Origin of the sequence: Cupriavidus sp. CuC1 (genome assembly GCF_044627735.1) — a bacterium.
In the GTDB taxonomy this organism is placed as follows: domain Bacteria; phylum Pseudomonadota; class Gammaproteobacteria; order Burkholderiales; family Burkholderiaceae; genus Cupriavidus; species Cupriavidus ulmosensis.
On the sequence record NZ_JBIUHC010000010.1, the window covers coordinates 1 to 21,788 of the forward strand.

The window sequence follows — 21,788 nt, forward strand, 5'->3', positions numbered from 1 at the left end:
CGCGCGCGGCGCGCAGCGCGGCCGCCGCGCCCGACAGGCGCAGGTGCAGCACGCCGTCGTGCCAGGCCGAGGCGGCAATCGGCAGGGGCTGGCCGCCCCAGTCGTTGAGGCGGTCGAGCGCCGCGGCCTCGTCCAGCGCAAAGCGCAGCGTGGCGTCGTCGAAGGGCACCGGCAGCACTTTAAGCGAGACTTCCAGGATCAGTCCCAGCGTGCCGAGCGATCCGGACATCAGGCGCGAGACGTCATAGCCGGCCACGTTCTTCATCACCTGGCCGCCGAAGCTCAGGACGTCGCCTCGGCCATCCATCACGCGCGTGCCCAGCACAAAGTCACGCAGCGCGCCCACCGCCTGCCGGCGCGGGCCGGACAGGCCGGCGGCCACCGCGCCGCCGATCGTGGCCACGTCGCTGCCATCGGCGCCCGTGCTGAAATGCGGCGGCTCGAACGCCAGCATCTGGCGCCGCTCGGCCAGCGCCGCCTCGATCTCCGTCAGCGGCGTGCCGCAGCGCGCGGTGATCACCAGCTCGGGCGGGTCGTAGTCGACAATGCCGGTGTAGGCACGCGTGTCGAGCAGCGCCCCTTGCGCTTGCTGGCCGTAGAAATCCTTGCTGCCGCCGCCACGCAGGCGCAGCGGCGCGCGCGTGTCGGTGGCATGCCGGATGGCATCGCGAAAGGCGGTGAGGGTGGCTTGCTGATCGGATGGCATGGCTGGCATGGTGGCTGGCTGGTGTCGGCTTGAACTAAGTCAGGCGGAAGAAGTGGGGCGGCGGGTTGGCGCCTCGGCGGGTGCGCGGGAGCCTGCCGGCTCGCGTTCGCTCTCGTCCTGGTAAGGCGGCAGCTCGGTGCCGCAGTGCTTGCAGTAGCCGGCGTCGGGTTCGTGGCCTTCGGTCAGGCAATGGTTGCAGGTGCGCGTGGTCAGTGGCCGCTTCATGATGCTGGCGGCTAGCTCGGCGCCCACGATGCCGGTGGGAAAGGCAATGATGCCGTAGCCCAGCAGGATGGTCAGCGAGGTGATGAACTGGCCCAGCGGTGTCTTGGGCACCATGTCGCCAAAGCCGGTGGTGGTCAGCGTCACCACCGCCCAGTACATGCTAACGGGGATGCTGGTGAAGCCGTGCTGCGGGCCTTCCACCACATACATCACGGTGCCGAGGATCACGGTGATGATGAACACCGTGCCGAGGAAGACGAAGATCTTGCGCCGGCTGTTGGCCAGCGCGCGGTACAGGATCTGCGCCTCCTCGAAATACACCGTCAGCTTGAGGATCCGGAACACGCGCAGCAGCCGCAGCAGGCGCACGTCGATCAGGAACGCCAGCTCGGGCACGAAGAAGGCGAGCCAGGTCGGAATGATCGACAGGAAGTCGACCACGCCGAAGAAGCTGAACACATAGCGCAGCGGCCGGCGCACCACCAGGATGCGCATCACGTATTCGGCGGTAAATAACAGCGTGAATAGCCACTCCAGCACCGTGAACACGCGGCCCAGCCGCAGGTTCACGGCCGGCAGGCTGTCGAACACCACGATCAGCACGCTGGTGACGATGGCCAGCAGCAAGGTGATGTCGAACAGCCGCCCGTTGCGCGTGTCGGCCTCGAAGATGATGGTGTACCAGCGCTCGCGCCAGCCCGATTCGGGCTTGCCGAGGCGCTGGCGGGTTTGCGCGCTGCTGCGGGCGCGTTGCGTGGCGTTGGGACCGGCCATGTTCAGAAACGCGGCAGGTCGGGATGCGGCAGCAGGCCGCGCTTCACATGCATGCGCCCGTACTCGGCGCAGCGCGCCAGCGTGGGAATGGCCTTGTCGGGGTTGAGCAGGCGCGCCGGGTCGAAGGCCGCCTTGACGCCGAAGAACATCTCGCGCTCCTCCGCGGAGAACTGCACGCACATCGAGTTGAGCTTTTCCACGCCCACGCCGTGCTCGCCGGTCACCGTGCCGCCGAGCTCCACGCAGCTCTCCAGGATGTCGGAGCCGAACAGCTCGGCGCGGTGCCATTCGTCCTGGTCCGCACCATCGAACAGGATCAGTGGATGCATGTTGCCGTCGCCCGCATGGAACACATTCATGCAGCGCAGGCCGTACTTGCGCTCCATCTCCTCGATGCGCTTGAGCAGCGTGCCGATGTGCTTGCGCGGGATGGTGCCGTCCATGCAGTAGTAGTCCGGCGAGATGCGGCCGGCGGCGGGGAAGGCATTCTTGCGCCCACTCCAGAAGCGCAGCCGCTCGGGCTCGCTTTGCGACACCTGGATGCGGCTGGCGCCTGAGGCGCGCAGCACCTCGCTCATGCGCTCCACTTCCTCGGCCACCTCTTCCGGCGTGCCGTCGGATTCGCACAGCAGGATGGCGGCGGCGTCCAGGTCGTAGCCGGCACGCACGAATTCCTCGACCGCGGCGGTGGCGGGCTTGTCCATCATTTCCAAGCCGGCCGGAATGATGCCGGCGCCGATCACGTCGGCCACTGCGTTGCCGCCCTTGGCCACGTCATCGAAGCTGGCCATGATCACCTGCGCCAGCTGCGGCTTGGGGATCAGCTTGACGGTGACCTCGGTCACCACCGCCAGCATGCCCTCGGAGCCGATCACCGCGGCCAGCAGGTCCAGCCCCGGCGCGTCGGGCGCTTCCGAGCCGAACTCTACCACTTCGCCTTCCATGGTGACGGCGCGCACGCGCAGCACGTTGTGCACCGTCAGGCCGTACTTCAGGCAATGCACGCCGCCCGAGTTCTCGCTGACGTTGCCGCCGATGGTGCAGGCGATCTGCGACGAAGGATCGGGCGCGTAATAGAGGTTGTACTGCGCGGCGGCCTCGGAGATGGCGAGATTGCGCACGCCGGGCTGGACCACCGCGGTGCGCGAGCGCGCGTCCACGCTGACGATCCGCTTGAACTTGGCCAGCGACAGCACCAGGCCGGTGGCGATCGGCATGGCTCCGCCCGACAGGCTGGTGCCGGCGCCGCGCGGCACCACGGGGACCTGCAGCGCATGGCACAGGCGCAGGATGGCGCAGACCTGGTCCTCGTTGTCGGGCAGCGCCACGGCCATCGGCACCTGGCGATAGGCCGCCAGGCCGTCGCACTCGTAGGGCACGGTGTCCTCGGGTTTCCACAGCAACGCCGCATCGGGCAGGATTTTCGCCAGGCCCGCGAGCAACGCGTTGCGGCGTGTGTCGTCGGCGACCAGTGAGGCTTCGTGCGGGGCGTTCATGGCAACTCCTGTTATGGCCGCCGGCGCCCGCCATGGCAGGGCGGGAGCGGGTGGGGAGCAAGGACTATAGCGCAGCCAGGTGGCTGCGCAGCCCTGTGGCGACGTGAATTCCGCATGGCAGGCCGATCAAAATCGCTCATGACGGCATTGGCCCGGAACGTGCCATGCGGGCGGTGTCGCGCAGGAGCCTCGCGAGCTGGCCGGTACCAATCCAGCTTAGCACCGGCGCGGCGCAAGGCGTCGATAGGGCGCCTTATTGTCCGCGCGGCGCCAGCATGTGCACCATTTCCAGCTTGTCGTGATAGTCCGGTGCCACATAGAGCGCCTGCGGCTCCACGCCGTAGCGCACGAAGCCCATGGCTTCATAAAGCGCGATCGCGGGCGCATTGATGACGTTGACGCAGAGCGTGACCTGGCGCAGGCCGGGCATGGCGGCAGCCACCGCCATCGCCTGCTCCATGAGCTGCCGCCCGAGACGCCGGTCGCGATAGCCCGGCGCTACATACATACCCCAGATAAAGGCCTTGTGGCGCTGCTTGACCTTGTCCTCGCGCATCACCCCGACCACGCCGGCCAGCGCGGTGCCGCCCTCGGTGGCTTCAAAGGCGCCGATCACAGCCTTTTCGGGCGTTGCCTCAAGGCGGCCGGCGATGGTGGCCAGCGGCAGGTCACTCTCTTCCTCGAAGCTGGAGCCAAAGGCAGCGGGCGCTTCCAGCAGGCCTTCGAGGCGCAACGCCTGGAAGGCTCTGGCATCGGCGGGGGTTAGCGGGCGGATCTGCATGGGGTTCTTCTCCGGGGGCCGGCCGAACAGCCAGCCAGTCTTACCAGTCCAGGCTGAGCAGCCAGTCGACGAAATACCGCGCCTCCGGCTTGAGCGGGGCCTGTTCGCGCTCGACGATGTAGTAGCCGTGCGGCGATACCGATTCGATATCCAGCAGCCGCACCATCTGGCCCAGCGACAGCCAGTGCCGGGCCATGCGCTGGCGCACCAGCGCCACGCCCTGGTTGGAGGCGATGGCTTCCAGCATCAGGCCGATGTCGTTGAATTGCGGGCCGGTCTGGGGTTCGGGCCAGTCCAGGCCGGCGGTCTCGAACCAGGGCTTCCAGGGCTCCAGCGGGCTGCGCAACAGCACCAGGTTGTGCAGGTGCTCGGGTCTGGTGATGGCGCGGCCGTCAATGCGCTCGTAGTACTCGCGCCCGCAGGCCGGGAACACCGGCTCGACCAGCAGCTTGGTGGTCTTCAGGTCGGGGTAGCGTCCGGTGCCGTAGCGGATCTCCACATCGGTGTCTTCCGCCTTCACGTCCAGGAAGGGGATGGCCAGGTGCAGCTCGGTGTCGATGTGCGGGTACAGCGCGGTGAACTCGGGCAGGCGCGGCACCAGGTGCTGGCGGCCGAAGGTGGGTGGGATCGCCACGCGCAGGCGGGTGCGCTGCTTGTTGTACTCGGGCCGGGCCAGTTCGTTGAGCGACTTGAGGGCATCTTGCACGTTGCGCAGGTAGCGCGTGCCAGCGGCCGTCAGCCGCAGCGCGGCATTGGCGCGCACGAAGAGGTCCTCGCCCCACAGTTCCTCGAGGTTCTTGATGCGGTGCGACACCGCGCTGGGCGTGACCGACAGCTCCTCTGCCGCGCGCGCGAAGCTGCCCAGCCGGGCGGCGGCTTCGAACGCGATCAGCAGGTGCAGCGGCGGGACGCGGTTGAACACGGATGCCATGCCGTGCCGGTCCGCTAGCGCACCGGGCGGAAGATCTTGCCCGGGTTGAGGATGTGGTTGGGATCGAGCGCGTTCTTGATAGCGCGCATCAGGTCGAGCGCGTCTTCGCCGTGCTCGCTGACCAGGAAATCCATCTTGTGCAGCCCCACGCCGTGCTCGCCGGTGCAGGTGCCGCCCATGGCCAGCGCGCGCTCCACGATGCGCCGGTTGATGGTCTCGGCCTCGGCGAGTTCTTCTGGCTTTTCAGGATCGGTGAGAATCGCGACGTGGAAATTGCCGTCGCCCACATGGCCCACGATGGGGCAGGGCAGGCTGGACGCATTGAGGTCGCGTTCGGTCTCGGTCACGCAATCGGCCAGGCGGGAGATCGGCACGCAGACGTCGGTGGTGACCGCCTTGCAGCCCGGCTTGAGCTGCAGCATGGCGAAGTACGCGGTATGGCGCGCGTTCCACAGGCGGCTGCGGTCTTCCGGCCGCGTGGCCCACTCGAAGCCCTGGCCGCCATTGTCGGCGGCGATCTGCTGCACGGTCTCGGCCTGCTCCTTGACGCCGGCCTCGGTGCCATGGAATTCGAAGAACAGGTGCGGCATCTCCGGCATGGACAGGTTGTCGTGCCGGTTGATGGCGCGGATGGCCAGCGCGTCGACAAACTCCACGCGCGCGACGGGCACGCCCAGCTGGATGGTCTCGATGGTCGCCCGCACCGCGCTGCCCATGCTGGGGAAGCTGCAGATGGCTGCCGAGATGGCTTCGGGCTGCGGGTACAGCCGCACCGTCACCTCGGTGATGATGCCCAGCGTGCCTTCGCTGCCGATCATCAGGCGGGTCAGGTCGTAGCCGGCGGAGGACTTGCGGGCGTGGGTGCCCGTCTTGATGATGCGCCCGTCGGCGGTGACCACGGTCAGCGCCAGCACGTTTTCGCGCATGGTGCCGTAGCGTACCGCGTTGGTCCCGGAAGCGCGCGTGGCGCACATGCCGCCCAGCGAGGCATCGGCGCCCGGGTCGATCGGGAAGAACAGGCCGGAGTCCTTGATTTCCTGGTTCAGCTGCTTGCGGGTCACGCCCGGTTGCACCGTCACGTTCAGGTCCTCGGGTTGCACCGACAGCACCTTGTTCATCTGCGACAGGTCCAGGCTGATGCCGCCGGCCACCGCCAGCAGGTGGCCCTCGAGCGAAGAGCCGGCGCCGTAGGCGATCAGCGGCACACGGTGCGCGTTGCACAGGCGGGCCACCTCGGCCACTTCCTCGGTGGTGTGGGCGAAGACCACGCCGTCCGGCGCTGCCGGCGGGAAGGGCGATTCATCGCGGCCATGGTGGTCGCAGACGCCGGGGGAGGTGGAGAAGCGTTCGCCGAAGCGGGCCTGCAGGGCGTCGCGCACGGCGGCGGGCAGGGGTTGGCGCACCAGCGCAGCGTGGGCAAGGGGTTGGTTCATGGCGTCTCCGGCGGGTCTGTGGGGGCCGGGGCCGTGCAGCGCCGGCCTTTGCAGGGCCGCGCTGAACGGTGCCGGCACTCGCACCCGGTAGCGTATCAAGCGAATCCCGATATTCTACGCCGCGCCCGGGCTGGCTCGCGGGGCGGGCGCCGCAACAGCCACCCGGCGCCAGGCCGCGCGCTAACGCGAAGGGCCCGATGCGCGCCATAATGCTGGATTCGCCAACGCAGGAGACCCGCATGGGCCATCGCCTCTCCAAGATTGTCACCCGCACCGGAGATGCCGGCACCACCGGGCTTGGCGACGGCAGCCGCACCAGCAAGGACAGCCTGCGCATCGCCGCCATCGGCGATTTGGACGAGCTCAACTCGAACCTTGGCGTGCTGCTTACCGAGACGCTGCCCGACGACGTCCGCTCGGCCTTGCTGCACATCCAGCACGACCTGTTCGACCTTGGCGGCGAGCTCTCCATCCCCGGTTACGTGCTGGTCAAGCCCGAGCAGGTGCTGCAGCTCGACGAATGGCTGAATCGCTACAATGCCAACCTGCCGCGCCTGGCCGAATTCATCCTGCCAGGCGGCAGCCGGGCTGCGGCGGTGGCGCATGTGTGCCGCACGGTGTGCCGGCGCGCCGAGCGCGCGCTGGTGGCGCTGGGCGCGCAGGAAGCCCTGAACGAGGCGCCGCGCCAGTACCTGAACCGCTTGTCCGACCTGTTGTTCGTGCTGGCGCGCGTGCTCAACCGGGCCGGCGGGGGCAGCGATGTCCTGTGGCAGCGAGGCCGCTAGCCGCTCCTGTTTTTGGTGGCGCAAGAGGCACAAAAACCACGCTTGGCGCGCAACGTCTTCTAATACCCCTCAACGTGGCCCAGCCAGCCAGCCGTTGATCAGAGGGAGAAGCCGAGAAATTTAGTCGGATTTGCACTTCCGGCCCTTGAAATGGCCCCGGACGGCCACATTTCGGCCTCAGGATGAATTGCAGTCCCCGCGGATAGCGGGGCTCAAGAGGAGAGAATAATGGGTAAGATCATCGGTATCGACCTCGGTACCACCAATAGCTGCGTCGCGATCATGGAAGGCAATACGCCCAAGGTGATCGAAAATGCCGAAGGCACGCGTACCACCCCTTCGATCATCGCCTACATGGAAGACGGCGAGATCCTGGTGGGCGCGCCGGCCAAGCGCCAGGCGGTGACCAATCCGCGCAACACCCTGTATGCGGTGAAGCGCCTGATCGGCCGCAAGTTCGAAGAAAAGGAAGTGCAGAAGGACATCGGCCTGATGCCGTACACCATCGTCAAGGCCGACAACGGCGACGCATGGGTGTCCGTGCGCGACCAGAAGCTGGCACCGCCGCAGGTGTCCGCCGAAGTGCTGCGCAAAATGAAGAAGACCGCCGAAGACTACCTCGGCGAGCCGGTGACCGAAGCCGTGATCACCGTGCCGGCGTACTTCAACGACTCGCAGCGCCAGGCCACCAAGGACGCTGGCCGCATCGCAGGCCTGGACGTCAAGCGCATCATCAACGAGCCGACAGCGGCCGCGCTGGCCTTTGGCCTGGACAAGAACGAGAAGGGCGACCGCAAGATCGCCGTGTATGACCTGGGTGGCGGCACGTTCGACATCTCGATCATCGAGATCGCCGACGTTGATGGCGAGAAGCAGTTCGAAGTGCTGTCGACCAATGGCGACACCTTCCTGGGCGGCGAAGACTTCGACCAGCGCATCATCGACTACATCATCGCCGAGTTCAAGAAGGACCAGGGCGTTGACCTGTCCAAGGACGTGCTCGCGCTGCAGCGCCTGAAGGAAGCTGCTGAAAAGGCCAAGATCGAACTGTCGAGCTCGCAGCAGACCGAAATCAACCTGCCGTACATCACGGCGGATGCCTCGGGTCCGAAGCACTTGAACCTGAAGATGACCCGCGCCAAGCTGGAATCGCTGGTCGAGGAACTGATCCTGCGCACCATCGAGCCCTGCCGCATCGCCATCAAGGATGCCGGCGTCAAGGTCAGCGAAATCGACGACGTGATCCTGGTCGGCGGCATGACCCGCATGCCCAAGGTGCAGGAACAGGTCAAGGAATTCTTTGGCAAGGAAGCACGCAAGGACGTGAACCCGGACGAAGCCGTCGCCGTTGGCGCCGCGATCCAGGGCTCGGTGCTGTCGGGCGACCGCAAGGACCTGCTGCTGCTGGACGTGACGCCGCTGTCGCTGGGTATCGAAACCCTGGGTGGCGTGATGACCAAGATGATCACCAAGAACACCACCATCCCGACCAAGCATGCGCAGGTGTTCTCGACCGCCGACGACAACCAGCCGGCCGTGACCATCAAGGTGTTCCAGGGCGAGCGTGAAATGGCCACCGGCAACAAGCTGCTGGGCGAGTTCAACCTCGAAGGCATCGCGCCGGCCGCACGCGGCACGCCGCAGATCGAAGTCTCGTTCGACATCGACGCCAACGGCATCCTGCACGTGGGCGCCAAGGACAAGGCGACCGGCAAGGAAAACCGCATCACCATCAAGGCGAACTCGGGCCTGTCGGAAGACGAGATCCAGCGCATGGTGAAGGACGCCGAGGCCAACGCCGAGGAAGACAAGAAGGCCCGTGAGCTGGCGGATGCCCGCAACCAGGCCGACGCGCTGATCCACTCGACCAAGAAGGCTGTCACCGAATACGGCGACAAGCTGGAAGCGGGCGAGAAGGAAAAGATCGAAGCCGCGATCAAGGAACTGGAAGACGCCGCACGCGGCGGCGACAAGGCCGAGATCGATGCCAAGGTCAGCGCGCTGTCCGAAGCCAGCCAGAAGCTGGGCGAGCGTGTCTATGCCGACATGCAAGCCCAGGCAGGCGAAGCGGGTGCGGCGGGTGCCGCGGGCGCAGCCGGTGCCGGTGCTGCCGGCGCGGGCCATCAGCAGCATGCCCATGCGCAGGACGACAACGTCGTGGACGCCGAATTCAAGGAAGTCAACGACAAGAAGTAATGGAAGAGCGGGGCGGGGGCGCGGTGCTTAACACCAGCGCCAGCCCCCATCCCGACGCCGGGCGACGGACATTGGACCAAGCGGGTTACCGCCGTCGAATGCCTCGCTCGGCTTTTTTGCTATTTCGCCCGGGCGGGCTTTGGACGCTTCCGGGCCCATCAGGTAAGCAGCCACCATGGCAAAACGTGACTTTTACGAAGTGCTCGGGGTGGGCAAGAACGCCGGCGATGACGAGATCAAGAAGGCCTATCGCAAGCTGGCGATGAAGCACCACCCGGACCGCAATCCGGACAGCAAGGATTCCGAAGAGAAGTTCAAGGAGGTCAAAGAGGCCTACGAGATGCTCTCGGACCCCGAGAAGAAGGCCGCCTACGACCAGTACGGCCATGCCGGCGTCGACCCCAACATGGCGGGCGGCTTCGGCGGCGGCGGCCAGGGGTACGGCGGTTTCGCCGAAGCCTTCGGCGACATCTTCGGCGATATTTTTGGCCAGCAAGGCGGCCAGGCTGGCGGCGGACGCCGTGGCGGCGGCCCGCAGGTGTACCGCGGCGCCGACCTGCGCTACAGCATGGAAATCACGCTGGAGCAGGCCGCCCACGGCCACGATGCGCAGATCCGCGTGCCCCACTGGGACGAGTGCGAGCATTGCCACGGCAATGGCGCCGAGCCCGGCTCCAGCGTCGAAACCTGCCCGACCTGCCATGGCGCGGGCCAGGTACGCGTGTCGCAAGGCTTCTTCTCGATGCAGCAGACTTGCCCCAAGTGCCACGGCACCGGCAAGCACATCCCCAAGCCGTGCACCAAGTGCCACGGCCAGGGCAAGCTGAAGTCGCAGAAGACGCTGGAAGTGAAGATTCCCGCCGGCATCGACGAGGGCATGCGCATCCGTTCGTCGGGCAATGGCGAGCCGGGCATCAACGGCGGCCCCCCGGGCGACCTGTATGTGGAAGTCCATATCAAGCAGCACGCGGTGTTCGAGCGCGACGGCGACGACCTGCACTGCCAGATGCCGATCTCCTTCGCCACCGCGGCGCTGGGCGGCGACCTGGAAGTGCCCACGCTGGGCGGCAAGGCCAGCTTCCCGGTGCCCGAAGGCACCCAGCCCGGCAAGACCTTCCGCTTGCGCGGCAAGGGCATCAAGGGTGTGCGCTCGGGGTACCCCGGCGACCTCTACGTGCACGTGAACGTGGAAACGCCGGTCAAGCTGACCGAGGCGCAGAAGGACATCCTGCGCCAGTTCGACCGCTCGGTGCATGAAGGCGGCTCGCGCCACAGCCCGCAGGAGCAATCCTGGCTGGACAAGGTGAAGAGCTTCTTCAGCTGATCCGGTTACGGTATGGGGCCGGCCACGCGCAGATGCGTGGCCGGCCTTTCTTGTTTTTGGGCGCGCTCAAACCGTGGGCTTCGCTTCAGGTGGCTCCTAGCCACCCCTCTCCCCGGCCCTCTCCCCCCGAGCGGAGAGGGAGCGAAAGCCGTCGTCATGGCGGGCGGTCTTTGGCCCGTTCCGCGGCTTCTCAGGTGCCGTGGGTTTACTCCCCTCTCCCACTTGTGGGAGAGGGGCCGGGGGAGAGGGCGGGCGCGCGATAATGCGATATCGCCCGCCTCCTGGCGACCTCAATTTACGCTGGTGATTTGCCGTGGCTGTCTCCCCGACCCGCTCGTCTTCTTCCTCAATCCCGCAAGCGCCCGTATCCGGCCCGGCCAGCGTCGCCCAGCCCTTCGTCCTGCTCGACGACGCTACCGCCGTATCCGGCGAGGCATCCTCGCGCCTGTACACCGGCTTCGCCCGCGAAGACGTGCTGCCAGACGCCTCAGCCCTCGGCACGCTCGACGCCTTGCTGGCCCAAGGCTGGCGCCAAGGCTGGCACGCCACGTTGTTTGCGCCTTACGAATTCGGCGGCCCGCTGGTTGGCGTGCCGGTCCATGTCGATCAGGCATTGCCTTTGCACGATGGCGCGTTGCGCCTGCTGTGGTTCAGGGAGATGCATCGGCTGGACAAGGCGCAGGTCGCGCAATGGCTGGCGCAGCCCTCGGATGAGCCAGCCGGCCTGATGGATGTCCTGGCTGACACGCCGGAGCCGGCTTTCCATGCCGCCATTGCTCGCATCCACCAGTGGATCGAAGCTGGCGACACCTACCAGGTCAATTTCACGCAGCGCCTGCGCTTTGCCGAGTTTGGCGATCCGCTGGCGCTCTATTCAGCATTGCGTGCCGCGCAGCCGGTGCCCTACGGCGCGCTGGTGCGGCTGCCGGGCGATGGCTGGGTGCTGTCGCTGTCGCCGGAATTGTTCGTCCGGCATGACGGCCAGGGTCAATTGCTCACCCGCCCGATGAAGGGCACGGCGCCGCGCACGGGCGACGACGCACGCGATGCCGAGGCCGCGCTGGCGCTGGCGGCCGACGCCAAGAACCGCGCCGAGAACGTGATGATCGTCGACCTGCTGCGCAACGATCTGGGCCGCGTCGCGGTGCCTGGCACGGTAGCCGTGCCCGATCGCTTCGTGGTGCAGCCCTTCGGCCAGGTGCTGCAGATGACCTCCACCGTCACCGCCAAGGCGCGCGCCGGCACCAGCCTGGCTGACCTGTTGCGCGCGCTGTTTCCCTGCGGCTCCATCACCGGCGCGCCCAAGCGGCGCACCATGGAGATCATCGGCGAACTGGAGCGCGCGCCGCGCGGCCTCTACACCGGCTCGCTCGGCTGGATCGACGCGCCCGGCGCGGGGCAAGCGCAGGCATGGCCGGGTGCCTTTGCCCTGTCGGTAGCCATCCGCACGCTGGTATTGGGCGTGCAGGGTGCCGACGGACTGCGCGCGGGCGAGATGGGCGTGGGCGGCGGCATCGTGCATGACAGCGACGCCGCGGGCGAATTTGCCGAGTGCGGCTGGAAGGCGCGCTTCCTGACCGCGCACGATCCGGGCTTTACCTTGTTCGAAACCATGCGGGTGCAAGACGGGCAGTGCCAGCGCCTGGATCAGCACCTGGCCAGGCTGGCGGCTTCCGCGGCCTGCTTCGGCTTTGGCTTCGAGCGTGCCCGCGCGGTGGCTGCCGTGCATGCGGCCGTGGCGGCTCTTGGTGCCGGCACCTGGCGCTTGCGGCTGGCGCTGGACAAGGCGGGCAGCTTCACTGTCGCCCACGGCCTGCTGGCGCCGCTCGCCACGGTCCCGGCGCAGGTGTTGCTGGCAGCGCAGGCGCTGCCGGTGGCGGACGCGCTGCGCCGCCACAAGACCAGCGCGCGCGCCGTCTATGACGCCGGCTGGCAAGCTGCCGAACGCGCTGGCGCGTTCGACAGCCTGTTCTTCAATGCCCGCGATGAACTGCTCGAAGGCGGGCGCAGCTCGGTGTTCGTCAAGGTGGATGGCGGGTGGCTGACGCCGCCGCTGGACGCCGATATCCTGCCCGGCGTGATGCGCGCGGCGGTGCTGGCCGATGGCACGCGGTACCTGGGCGGGGCGGTGCGTGAAGCGGTTGTCACGCGGGCCATGGTGCTTGGCGCCGAGGCGCTGGCGCTGGCCAATTCGTTGCGGGGCGTGTTACCCGCGGAGTTGCCGGCAAAAGCCTGAGCCAAGCGCTCAGGGGTGGCGCGTATCCAGCCGCCCGTCGCCGAGCTTCCAGCGCACCACGCCCGGCAGGTTGATCAGGTCGCGGTCATGGCAGACCATCACCACGCTGCGGCCCTCGGAGGCCAGGTCCTGCACCAGGCCGATCACCTGTTCGCGCGCGTAGCCGTCCAGGCTGGAGGTGGGTTCGTCCAGCAGTAGCAAATCGGGCTCCAGCACCTTGGCGCGGGCCAGTGCCACGCGCTGCACCTCGCCGCCGGACAGGCGTTCGGGGGCGGTGTCCTGCACGTGCGTGATGCCGGCCCAGCCCAGCGCGGCGCCCACGCGCCGCCTGACTTCGTCGTCAGGCATGCCGCGCGCCTTCAGGCCATAGGCGATGTTCTCGCGTACCGAGGTGCGGAACAGGTAGGGGTGCTGGTGCAGGTAGGCGATGCGCTGGCGCAGCGCGCCCGGCAGCGGATCGAGCGCGGCGTTGCGCGGCGTGCCGTCCGCGCTGGTCCAGGCCACCGTAGCGCCGGGCGCGCGCTCCAGCCCTGCCACCATGCGCAGCAGCGTGCTCTTGCCAGCGCCATTGACGCCGGTCAGCACCACGGCGGCGGCGCGCGGAAAGGCGAGCTCGGCAATATCGAACAGGCGGCGCGCGCCCACCTGGCGCCGCAGGCCGCGCACCGTCAGCAGCGGCGGCAGCTGTGAAGGCGGCAACGCCTGCCCGTCAGGCGTGCGGCGCGCGGGCAGCGTGCTCATCGTCGGAATCCTCCCGCGCCTTGCAGCCACGCCAGCATCACATTGACCAGTACGGCCAGTGCCACCAGCACGATGCCTAGCGCGATGCCCTGGGCGAATTCGCCCTTGCTGGTTTCCAGCGCGATGGCGGTGGTGATGGTCCGGGTGGCGCCTTCGATGTTGCCGCCGATCATCAACGCCGAGCCTACCTCGGCAACGACCCGCCCAAAGCCCGCCACCAGCGCCGCCATCAGGCCAAAGCGCAGCTCGCGCAGGACGGTAAACAAGGTCCGCCAGCGTCCGGCGCCCAGTACCCAGGCGGTTTCACGCAGGCGCGCATCCGCGCCCTGCAAGGTGGACAGGGCAAATGCCAGCACCACCGGGAAGCCGATCACCGCCTGCCCGAGCACCATGCCGCTGCGGGAAAACAGCAATGAGAATTCGCCCAGCGGGCCGTGGCGGGTGAACAGCAGGTAGAGGACCAGCCCGACCAGCACGGTCGGGAAGGAAAGGAAGGCCTGCGCCATCACCACCACCACGCGCCGTCCGGGGAAATCGTGGGTGGCGATCAGGTAGGCCGCGCCGATGGCGGGCACGGTGGCAATCGCCAGCCCGAGCGCGGCCACCACCAGCGAGGTCCAGACGATGAACCAGATGGCGCCGTCACCGCTGGCCAGAAGCGCAAAGGCTGCGACGGTGGCGGCACCGATCTCCATCGCCGGCGCGCGCTCAGGCCGAGAAGGTGTGTTCGACGGCCGGGAAGCTGCCGTCCTTCACGGCCGCCACGTAGGCGCGCACGGCAGCCTCGATCGAGCCGGCGCCTTCCATGAAGTTGCGCACGAACTTGGCCTTGCGGCCCGGGTAGACGTTGATCATGTCCTGCAACACCAGCACCTGGCCGGAGCAATCCGCGCCGGCGCCGATGCCGATGGTCGGGATGGTCAGCAGGCCGGTGACCACGCCAGCCACCGCAGCCGGCACCGCTTCCATCACGATCAGCTGGGCGCCCGCGGCTTGCAGCGCGAGCGCGTCGCGCTTGAGTTGCGCCGCGCTTTCGTCGGTCTTGCCTTGCACCTTGAAGCCGCCCAGCGCGTGCACCGACTGCGGTGTCAGGCCAATGTGGGCGCACACCGGGATGCTGCGCTCGACCAGGAACTTGACGGTGGGCGCGAGCCAGTCGCCGCCCTCCAGCTTGACCATGTGCGCGCCGGCCCGCATCAGCGCCACGGCGCTGGCGAAGGTGGCTTCCGGGGTGGGATAGGTGCCGAACGGCAGGTCCGCCACCAGCAGCGCGCTCTGGTTGCCGCGCGCCACGCATTCGGTGTGATAGACGACCTGCTCGAGCGTCACGGGCAACGTGGTCTGCTGGCCTTGCATGACATTGCCAAGGGAGTCGCCGACCAGCAGCACTTCGACCCCGCAGTAGTCGAGCAGCGCGGCGAAGCTGGAGTCGTAGGCGGTCAGCATGGCGATCTTTTCGCCAGCGGCGCGCATCGCTTGCAGCTTGGGGATGGTGACGGTCTTGCGGGAGGGGTCGAGGAGGTAGCTCATGACGTTGGGCCGGTAGAGAGACGGGAGCCGGGCTGGCCGCAATGCCGCAGTGCATTCATGATCCGTGCATCAACGCATCTGCATCCGTGCGGCAAGGCCTTTGCCCCTTTCAGTTCGTTCTGCGCGAGGCGCTCGGCCCTTGGACGGGGCCGCGGGATTCGCGGCAGCGACTGCTGTCGTTATGGTGAAGGCTGGCAGGCGGGAACCTGTCAGGGCGCAGCGAGATTGAGAAAGGCCTTGCGGCCACGCATGTTTTCGATGCGCGACAGTAGTGTACGGAAATCGGCGTCGTTGTCTACCGGACTGAAGTGTGCGGTGTCGACGATCATGACCGGCGCCTCGTCGTAGCGATGGAACAGCTCGCCATAGGCATCTGACAGCCGCTCCAGGTAGGCATCGTCGATGCTGGACTCGCCTGGTGCGTTGCGCCGGGCGATGCGCTCGCGCAGCAAGGCGGGCGAGGCCTGCAGCACGATCACGAGATCCACGCGCTGGCCTTGGGCCGGCAGGCGCGCGGCGAGGGCGTCGTACAGCGCCAGTTCCTCTTCGGGCAGCGTCAGCCCGGCGTAGAGGCGGTCCCTGGTGTACAGGAAATCGCCCACCATGCGCTGGCCTGCCAGCAGTGCCGCCTGCCAGGCCTTGAGTTGCTGCGCGCGCTGGTTCATCAGGGATAGCTGCAGCGGCAGTGCATAGCGCGCGGGTTCTCGGTAGTAGCGTTCCAGGAAGGGATTTTCACGTGCCGCATCGAGCAATTCGCCGGTGCGCAGGGTTTGCGCCAGGCGTTGCGCGAGCGCGGTCTTGCCGGCTCCGATGGGGCCTTCCACCACGATGCGGCGCAGGTGTTCGAGCATGGGCGGGTCCGGTCGGCTAAGGGGGCGAACTACACGGTACAGGGCGGACGAAGCGGGGCCGGCTTGCCGCTGCCGGCCATGGCTTCAGGAATCGCTGCGCGCGTCGGGCTGCCGCGTGCACTTGCAAAAGGAGATCTTCTCGACACGCTGCGTGCTGAGCGCGGCCAGGTAATCCGCCGCGCGGCCAAGGCCGGGGATGACCAGTTCGCCGTCCAGCTCAAGCAGTGGCACCAGCGTGAAGGCGCGTTCGGTCACGCGCGGATGTGGCACCACCAGCTTTTCGTCCTGGTGGATTTCGTCGCCAAAGACCAGCAGGTCCAGGTCGAGGGTGCGTGGTGCGTTGCGGAAAGGCCGCTCGCGTCCGAACTGATCCTCGATGTGGTGACAGATGCGCAATAGCTGGGCTGCGGTGAACGAGGTCTCTACCTTGACCACTGCGTTGTAGTAGTCATCGCCCGTCGCATCGACCGGGGCCGTGCGATAGAGCGACGACCTCGCCAGCACCGTGATGCCGACCTGCTGGGCCAGGCACACGATGGCATCTTTCAGGGCCTGCCGGGCGTCACCCAGGTTGGCTCCGATGCCGATAAAGGCAAGTGTCATTACGATTCCTCCGGCTGGACGCGTACCTTGCCGGTTTTCCGGTCTGCAGTGGAGCCGGATTCCTGGCTCGCGTCCATATCACTCCGCGGAGAAACTTTATCCGATTTCCGCGGACTGCGCCGACGGCGCTTCTTGCGTGCCGGGCCGCCGCTGTCGCCAATTTCGCCGCTGTCGCCATCTCCGGCGGGCTCAAAGCCTTCGGCATGGCCCGCGCCGCCACTGCCGCCGCCCTGCTTGCCGCCGCCGCGCACCGGGCGCACGGCCTCGATCAGGTCTTCGCGGCCGTGGCTATCGGCGTCCTGGAAGTCTTGCCACCATTTCGCCAGCTCGGCCGGCTGCTCGCCGGATTCGCAGCGCAGGTAGAGGAAGTCGAAGCCGGCGCGAAAGCGCGGCGACTCGATCAGGCGGAACGGCATGCGGCCCACGCGCTTCTCGAAGCGCGGCTGCATGCCCCAGATATCCCGCATGTCGGTGACAAAGCGGCGCTGGATGGCGAGCTGGCCGGTCTGGCGTTCCAGCACGTCGTCCATGGCGATGTTGAGCGCGGCGATGGCATGCTCGCCTTCCTCGCGCAGCGTGGTCCAGCGCTGCAGCACGTGGTGCCACAGCAGCGCGGCAAACAGGAAGCCCGGCGAGACCGGCTTGCCAACCTGCACGCGCTGGTCGGTGTTGTCCAGCGCCAGTTGCACGAAGCGCTGGCCCATCGGCTGCTCCAGCGCGACATCCAGCAGAGGCAGCAGGCCGCGGTGCAGGCCGGCCTTGCGCAGTTCCTGCAGCGACGCCCAGGCATGGCCCGACATCAGTAGCTTGAGCATCTCGTCGAACAGGCGCGCGCTGGGCACGTTGTGGATCAGCGAGGCGAGGTCGGCGATCGGCTGGCGGGTGTCCTCGTCGATCGTGAATCCGGTCTTGGCGGCGAAGCGCACCACGCGCAGCATGCGGATGGGATCTTCGCGGTAGCGCGTGACCGGGTCGCCGATCATGCGCAGCGTGCGCGCGCGGATGTCTTCCATGCCCTGGTGGTAGTCGTACACCAACTGCTGGGCCGGGTCGTAGTACATCGCGTTGATGGTGAAGTCGCGGCGTTCCGCGTCTTCGGCCTGCGAGCCCCAGACATTGTCGCGCAGCACGCGGCCGGAGGCGTCGATGGCGTGGGTCTTGCTGTCGAGTTCCGAGCGCTTGAGGCGCCGCCCTTCGGGCAAGGTCTCGCTGGCGACCGCGTCGACCAGCGCGCGGAAGGTGGAAACTTCGATGATCTCCTGCTCGCGCCCGCCATAGAACGTCACGTGCACGATCTGGAAGCGCCGGCCGATGATGCGCGAGCGGCGGAACAGCGCCTGCACCTGGTCAGGCGTGGCGTTGGTCGCGACGTCGAAGTCCTTGGGCTTGATGCCCAGCAACAGGTCGCGCACCGCGCCGCCGACGATAAACGCCTCGTAGCCTGCCTGCTGCAGCGTCGAAGTAACCTTGATGGCGTTGCGCGAGATCAGCGACTGGTCGATCTGGTGCTCGGCATGCGCGACGATGTTCGGCGCATGGGCGCGCTGGCCACGGCGTTTGACGGGGCGCTGCTGGGTGCCCGGCTTGCCTAGCAGCCGGTTGATTAGCTTTTTGATCACGTCAGAACAGGTCCATGATGCGCCAGCCTGACGCGGCGGCGTGGTGACGCAGGCGATCGTCCGGGTTGGCGGCGATCGGTTCGCTGACCTTCTCCAGCAGCGGCAGGTCATTGGCCGAATCGCTGTAGAAGGTGGTGTTTTCGAAGGCATCCCATTGGGTGCCCATGCTCTTTAGCCAGGCTTCCACCCGGGTGATCTTGCCCTCGCGGAAGCTGGGAATACCCGCCACTTCACCGGTGAAGGCGCCGTCGGGCTTGCCGTTGGCGGTGGCCGGCTCGGTGGCGATCAGGTGCTTGATGCCGAAGGCCGCCGCGATCGGGGCGGTGACGAAACTATTGGTGGCGGTGACCACGGCGCACAGGTCGCCGGCGTCGAGATGCTTGTAGACCAGCGCGCGCGCCTGCGGCGTGATGACCGGATCGATCACTTCACGCATGAACTGGCTGCGCAACGCTTCCAGGCGCTCGCGCGGATTGGCAGCCAGCGGGGCCAGGGCGAAACGCAGGAAAGCCTGGATATCCAGGGTGCCAGCCTTGTAATGGCCGAAGAACTCGTCGTTCCTGCGGCGGTAGAATTCCTCGTCGACAACGCCCAGGCGCACCAGGAAGCGGCCCCATTCGTGGTCGCTGTCAGTCGGGAGCAAGGTGTGGTCGAGGTCGAACAATGCCAGATTCATGGGCGGCGATTTTACATTAACGTGACTGTGACGGTTTTCTAAACGTCTCTGGATGCCAACAAAGTCAAGCACGGTGCATGCCATGGGCCACGCGCGCTGGCGCGCAGTCCCGGGTTCACTCGCGCAACTCGGCAAACATTTCCCGCAGCAGGGGCAGCGTGACGGCACGCTTGCGCTCCAGCGAATAAGTGTCGAGCGCGTCCAGCAGCGCCATCAGGCTGGGCATGTCGCGGTACTTGCGCGTAACCAGCCAGTGCGGGATTTCCGGCGAAAGCTGCAGCCCGCGCTCGCGCGCGGCCTGCACCAGCGCCGCCATCTTGTCCTCGTCCGACAGGGGCGCCAACTGGTAGACCAGGCCCCAGCCCAGCCGCGTACGCAGGTCCTCGCGCACCGGCATGGCTAGCGGCGCCAGGCTGCCGGCCACCACGATGGCGGTCCGCACGTGGGCCCGGACCTCGTTGTACAGCGAGAACACGGCGATCTGGCGCGCTTCGTCGAGCAGTTCCACATCGTCCACGGTGTAGAGCTGGCAGCTCGGATCGAAGATGAAATCCGACAAGGCGTGATGCGGGCTCAGGTACCGGCAGCGGATGCCAGCCTGGTAGCCGCTGTCGCAGACCGCATGCAGCAGGTGGGTACGGCCCGAGCCAACCTCGCCCCACAGGTAGATCAGGCGGTCGGCGGCCCGCTCCTGCGCCACCGCCGTGGCCAGGTCGCGCAGGCGCTGCACCGGCTCGCGGTTGACGGCAACGAAAAAATTCTCGAAGGTCGAGGGCGGCGGACTGCCAAGTTCAAGCGAAAGCTGCTTGGGGCGCGGAAACATGACTTATCGGTTACTTTTGGTACGGGTCATCTGTCAGGTAAACGCGTCGCGGCTGGCGTGCGCTGACCGCCTGTAGGGCGCGGGCAGAATGGCCTGGGGCTGCCGGAATCATCTTCATCGGGAATGGCTGCGGACAATACTTGATGACACGGGGCACCGGAAACTGGAAGCCGGAAGCCCGTATCCGTTAAAATTGCGATTCTACTGGACTCGCGGCCGCAAATCGCCGTCGTGAGCGCCGCATTCCTCACTTCATACTCCAGGACAAGCAGGTTCCCATGAGCGCATCCCCCACTTCCGGCCAGGCAGGCCTCTCCTACCGCGATGCCGGCGTCGATATCGACGCGGGCGACGCGCTCGTCGACCGCATCAAGCCGTTCGCCAAGCGCACCATGCGCGAAGGCGTGATGGCCGGCATCGGGGGCTTCGGCGCGCTGTTCGAGCTGTCCAAGAAATACAAGGAACCGGTGCTGGTCTCCGGCACCGACGGCGTGGGCACCAAGCTCAAGCTGGCCTTCCAGCTCAACCGCCACGACACCGTGGGCCAGGACCTGGTCGCCATGAGCGTCAACGACATCCTGGTGCAGGGCGCCGAGCCGCTGTTCTTCCTCGACTACTTCGCCTGCGGCAAGCTCGACGTGGAAACCGCTGCCACGGTGATCAAGGGCATCGCCCACGGTTGCGAGTTGTCCGGCTGCGCGCTGATCGGTGGCGAAACCGCCGAAATGCCTAGCATGTACCCCGACGGCGAGTATGACCTGGCCGGTTTCGCGGTCGGCGCGGTCGAGAAGAGCCGCATCATCGACGGCACCACCATCGTCCCGGGCGACGTGGTGCTGGGCCTGGCCTCGTCGGGCGCGCACTCCAACGGCTACTCGCTGGTGCGCAAGATCATCGAAGTCGCCAAGCCGGACCTGAACGGCGACTTCCACGGCCAGCGCCTGCAGGACGCCATCATGGCGCCCACCCGCATCTACGTGAAGCCGCTGCTGTCGCTGATCGAGACGCTGCCGGTCAAGGGCATGGCCCACATCACCGGCGGCGGCCTGACCGAGAACGTGCCGCGCGTGCTGGCGCAGAACGTCACCGCCGTGCTGCAGCGCGACGCCTGGACCCTGCCGCCGCTGTTCCAGTGGCTGCAAGCCCAGGGCAACGTGGCCGACGACGAAATGCACCGCGTGTTCAACTGCGGCATCGGCATGGTGGTGATCGTTGCCAAGGAAGACGCCGACCGCGCCATCCGTCATCTGCAGGCTGCCGGCGAAGCCGTGTGGCAGATCGGCGAGATCCGCGAACGCGAAGAAGGCCAGGCGCAGACCATCGTGGTCTGAGCGTTCGGCTCCAAAGAAAAACGGCGCATGCTCAGGCATGCGCCGTTTTTTTACGCCCGCCAAGCGCTTGACGAAGCCGCCGAACGGGCCAAAGCCGCGCGCCATGACGACGGCTGTTTCTCCCCTCTCCCCCAGGGGGAGAGGGGAGAAAACCCGCGCAGTAGGAAGGGCCGAGTCACTCCGCCGCGCCCAGCTTCGCCAGCGCGTCCCCCGTGACCCGGCAGATCCGCCAGTCCGGCATCACGTCCGCGCCCATCGCCCGGTAAAACTCGATCGACGGCGTGTTCCAGTCCAGCACGCTCCATTCAAAGCGGCCGCAGCCGCGTTCCACGGCCAGCGCCGCCAGATGCTTGAGCAGGACCTTGCCCAGCCCATGGCCACGCCAGGCGGGGTCGACATAGAGGTCTTCGAGATACAGCCCGGGCTTGGCCAGGAAGGTCGAGAAGTTGTGGAAGAACAAGGCGAACCCGACTGCCTGCGGGCCCAGCGCGCCTTGAACCTCTACCAGCACGGCCTCCGCGTGCGGGCGCGGGCCAAACAGCGCTTCGCGCAGTTTTTCCGGCGTGGCTTCGACCAGGTGGGTGAGCTTCTCGTATTCGGCCAGTCCCGTGATCAGCGCGAGCAAGGTCTCGCAGTCGTCGGAAGTGGCGGGGCGCAGTACGAAGTCGGTGGCGGACATGGCGGGATTTGACGTCATCGGCAAGATATAAACGACGATTATCGCTTA

20 protein-coding genes are annotated in these 21,788 nt (G+C 67.1%); 5 read left to right on the forward strand and 15 right to left on the reverse strand.

The window, feature by feature from the left end:
• The 6 genes from glcE to ACGLHR_RS06340 form a co-directional block, all read right to left on the reverse strand.
• Positions 1 to 706 (reverse strand): glycolate oxidase subunit GlcE (gene glcE, locus ACGLHR_RS06315; protein WP_400092728.1); only part of this gene is annotated, 706 nt, incomplete at its 3' end.
• 39 nt (positions 707 to 745) lie between these two features.
• The gene (locus tag ACGLHR_RS06320) at positions 746 to 1,705 is read right to left on the reverse strand and encodes an ion transporter (RefSeq protein WP_267604351.1); all 960 of its coding nucleotides are present in this window, start codon (positions 1,703 to 1,705) and stop codon (positions 746 to 748) included.
• 2 nt (positions 1,706 to 1,707) lie between these two features.
• On the reverse strand, positions 1,708 to 3,201 hold the full coding sequence (locus tag ACGLHR_RS06325; RefSeq protein ID WP_318230896.1) for an FAD-linked oxidase C-terminal domain-containing protein: 1,494 nt from the start codon (positions 3,199 to 3,201) through the stop codon (positions 1,708 to 1,710).
• Positions 3,202 to 3,454: 253 nt separating this feature from the next.
• A complete protein-coding gene (locus ACGLHR_RS06330; protein WP_400092729.1) occupies positions 3,455 to 3,982 on the reverse strand; it encodes a GNAT family N-acetyltransferase in 528 nt (175 codons plus the stop codon).
• A gap of 40 nt (positions 3,983 to 4,022) precedes the next feature.
• The gene (locus ACGLHR_RS06335; RefSeq protein WP_400092731.1) at positions 4,023 to 4,913 is read right to left on the reverse strand and encodes a LysR substrate-binding domain-containing protein; all 891 of its coding nucleotides are present in this window, start codon (positions 4,911 to 4,913) and stop codon (positions 4,023 to 4,025) included.
• A gap of 14 nt (positions 4,914 to 4,927) precedes the next feature.
• Positions 4,928 to 6,346 (reverse strand): FAD-linked oxidase C-terminal domain-containing protein, encoded by a 1,419-nt coding sequence (locus ACGLHR_RS06340; protein ID WP_318230899.1) that lies wholly within the window; start codon positions 6,344 to 6,346, stop codon positions 4,928 to 4,930.
• A 239-nt stretch (positions 6,347 to 6,585) separates the two neighbouring features.
• Here ACGLHR_RS06340 and ACGLHR_RS06345 point away from each other — a divergent pair, with 239 nt between their 5' ends.
• The 4 genes from ACGLHR_RS06345 to pabB all read left to right on the forward strand — a co-directional run bounded on the left by ACGLHR_RS06345 (position 6,586) and on the right by pabB (position 12,887).
• Positions 6,586 to 7,131, forward strand: coding sequence for a cob(I)yrinic acid a,c-diamide adenosyltransferase (locus tag ACGLHR_RS06345; RefSeq protein WP_400092732.1), 546 nt, complete (start codon positions 6,586 to 6,588; stop codon positions 7,129 to 7,131).
• A 186-nt stretch (positions 7,132 to 7,317) separates the two neighbouring features.
• The gene (gene dnaK, locus ACGLHR_RS06350; protein WP_400092838.1) at positions 7,318 to 9,327 is read left to right on the forward strand and encodes a molecular chaperone DnaK; all 2,010 of its coding nucleotides are present in this window, start codon (positions 7,318 to 7,320) and stop codon (positions 9,325 to 9,327) included.
• A 175-nt stretch (positions 9,328 to 9,502) separates the two neighbouring features.
• Positions 9,503 to 10,651, forward strand: coding sequence for a molecular chaperone DnaJ (gene dnaJ, locus ACGLHR_RS06355; protein WP_318230902.1), 1,149 nt, complete (start codon positions 9,503 to 9,505; stop codon positions 10,649 to 10,651).
• A 313-nt stretch (positions 10,652 to 10,964) separates the two neighbouring features.
• Positions 10,965 to 12,887, forward strand: coding sequence for an aminodeoxychorismate synthase component I (pabB, locus tag ACGLHR_RS06360; RefSeq protein WP_400092734.1), 1,923 nt, complete (start codon positions 10,965 to 10,967; stop codon positions 12,885 to 12,887).
• 9 nt (positions 12,888 to 12,896) lie between these two features.
• Here pabB and ACGLHR_RS06365 read toward each other — a convergent pair whose 3' ends face one another.
• The 8 genes from ACGLHR_RS06365 to hda form a co-directional block, all read right to left on the reverse strand.
• Entirely contained in the window at positions 12,897 to 13,628 is a 732-nt protein-coding gene (locus ACGLHR_RS06365) for an ATP-binding cassette domain-containing protein (protein WP_400092735.1), read from the reverse strand.
• On the reverse strand, positions 13,625 to 14,323 hold the full coding sequence (locus ACGLHR_RS06370; protein WP_400092737.1) for an ABC transporter permease: 699 nt from the start codon (positions 14,321 to 14,323) through the stop codon (positions 13,625 to 13,627). The genes ACGLHR_RS06365 and ACGLHR_RS06370 overlap by 4 nt, the downstream gene beginning before the upstream one ends.
• Positions 14,324 to 14,336: 13 nt before the next feature.
• Complete coding sequence (gene panB, locus ACGLHR_RS06375) at positions 14,337 to 15,158, reverse strand: 3-methyl-2-oxobutanoate hydroxymethyltransferase (RefSeq protein ID WP_318230905.1); 822 nt, start codon at positions 15,156 to 15,158, stop codon at positions 14,337 to 14,339.
• 209 nt (positions 15,159 to 15,367) lie between these two features.
• Complete coding sequence (locus tag ACGLHR_RS06380; protein WP_267604338.1) at positions 15,368 to 16,009, reverse strand: deoxynucleoside kinase; 642 nt, start codon at positions 16,007 to 16,009, stop codon at positions 15,368 to 15,370.
• Between the two features lie 84 nt (positions 16,010 to 16,093).
• Positions 16,094 to 16,612 carry a 2-amino-4-hydroxy-6-hydroxymethyldihydropteridine diphosphokinase gene (gene folK, locus ACGLHR_RS06385; protein WP_318230906.1) on the reverse strand — a complete coding sequence of 173 codons (519 nt, stop codon included), beginning with the start codon at positions 16,610 to 16,612 and terminating at the stop codon, positions 16,094 to 16,096.
• A complete protein-coding gene (gene pcnB / locus ACGLHR_RS06390) occupies positions 16,612 to 18,231 on the reverse strand; it encodes a polynucleotide adenylyltransferase PcnB (RefSeq protein ID WP_400092739.1) in 1,620 nt (539 codons plus the stop codon). The genes folK and pcnB overlap by 1 nt, the downstream gene beginning before the upstream one ends.
• Position 18,232: 1 nt before the next feature.
• Entirely contained in the window at positions 18,233 to 18,907 is a 675-nt protein-coding gene (locus ACGLHR_RS06395) for an HAD family hydrolase (RefSeq protein WP_400092741.1), read from the reverse strand.
• A 115-nt stretch (positions 18,908 to 19,022) separates the two neighbouring features.
• Entirely contained in the window at positions 19,023 to 19,730 is a 708-nt protein-coding gene (gene hda, locus ACGLHR_RS06400) for a DnaA regulatory inactivator Hda (RefSeq protein WP_267604330.1), read from the reverse strand.
• A gap of 278 nt (positions 19,731 to 20,008) precedes the next feature.
• Between hda and purM the strand changes: the two genes are divergently transcribed.
• The gene (gene purM / locus ACGLHR_RS06405) at positions 20,009 to 21,061 is read left to right on the forward strand and encodes a phosphoribosylformylglycinamidine cyclo-ligase (protein WP_267604328.1); all 1,053 of its coding nucleotides are present in this window, start codon (positions 20,009 to 20,011) and stop codon (positions 21,059 to 21,061) included.
• Between the two features lie 175 nt (positions 21,062 to 21,236).
• On the opposite strand, the gene ACGLHR_RS06410 is transcribed toward purM, so the two are convergent.
• Positions 21,237 to 21,740 carry a GNAT family N-acetyltransferase gene (locus tag ACGLHR_RS06410; RefSeq protein WP_400092743.1) on the reverse strand — a complete coding sequence of 168 codons (504 nt, stop codon included), beginning with the start codon at positions 21,738 to 21,740 and terminating at the stop codon, positions 21,237 to 21,239.
• Between the last annotated feature and the right edge of the window lie 48 nt (positions 21,741 to 21,788).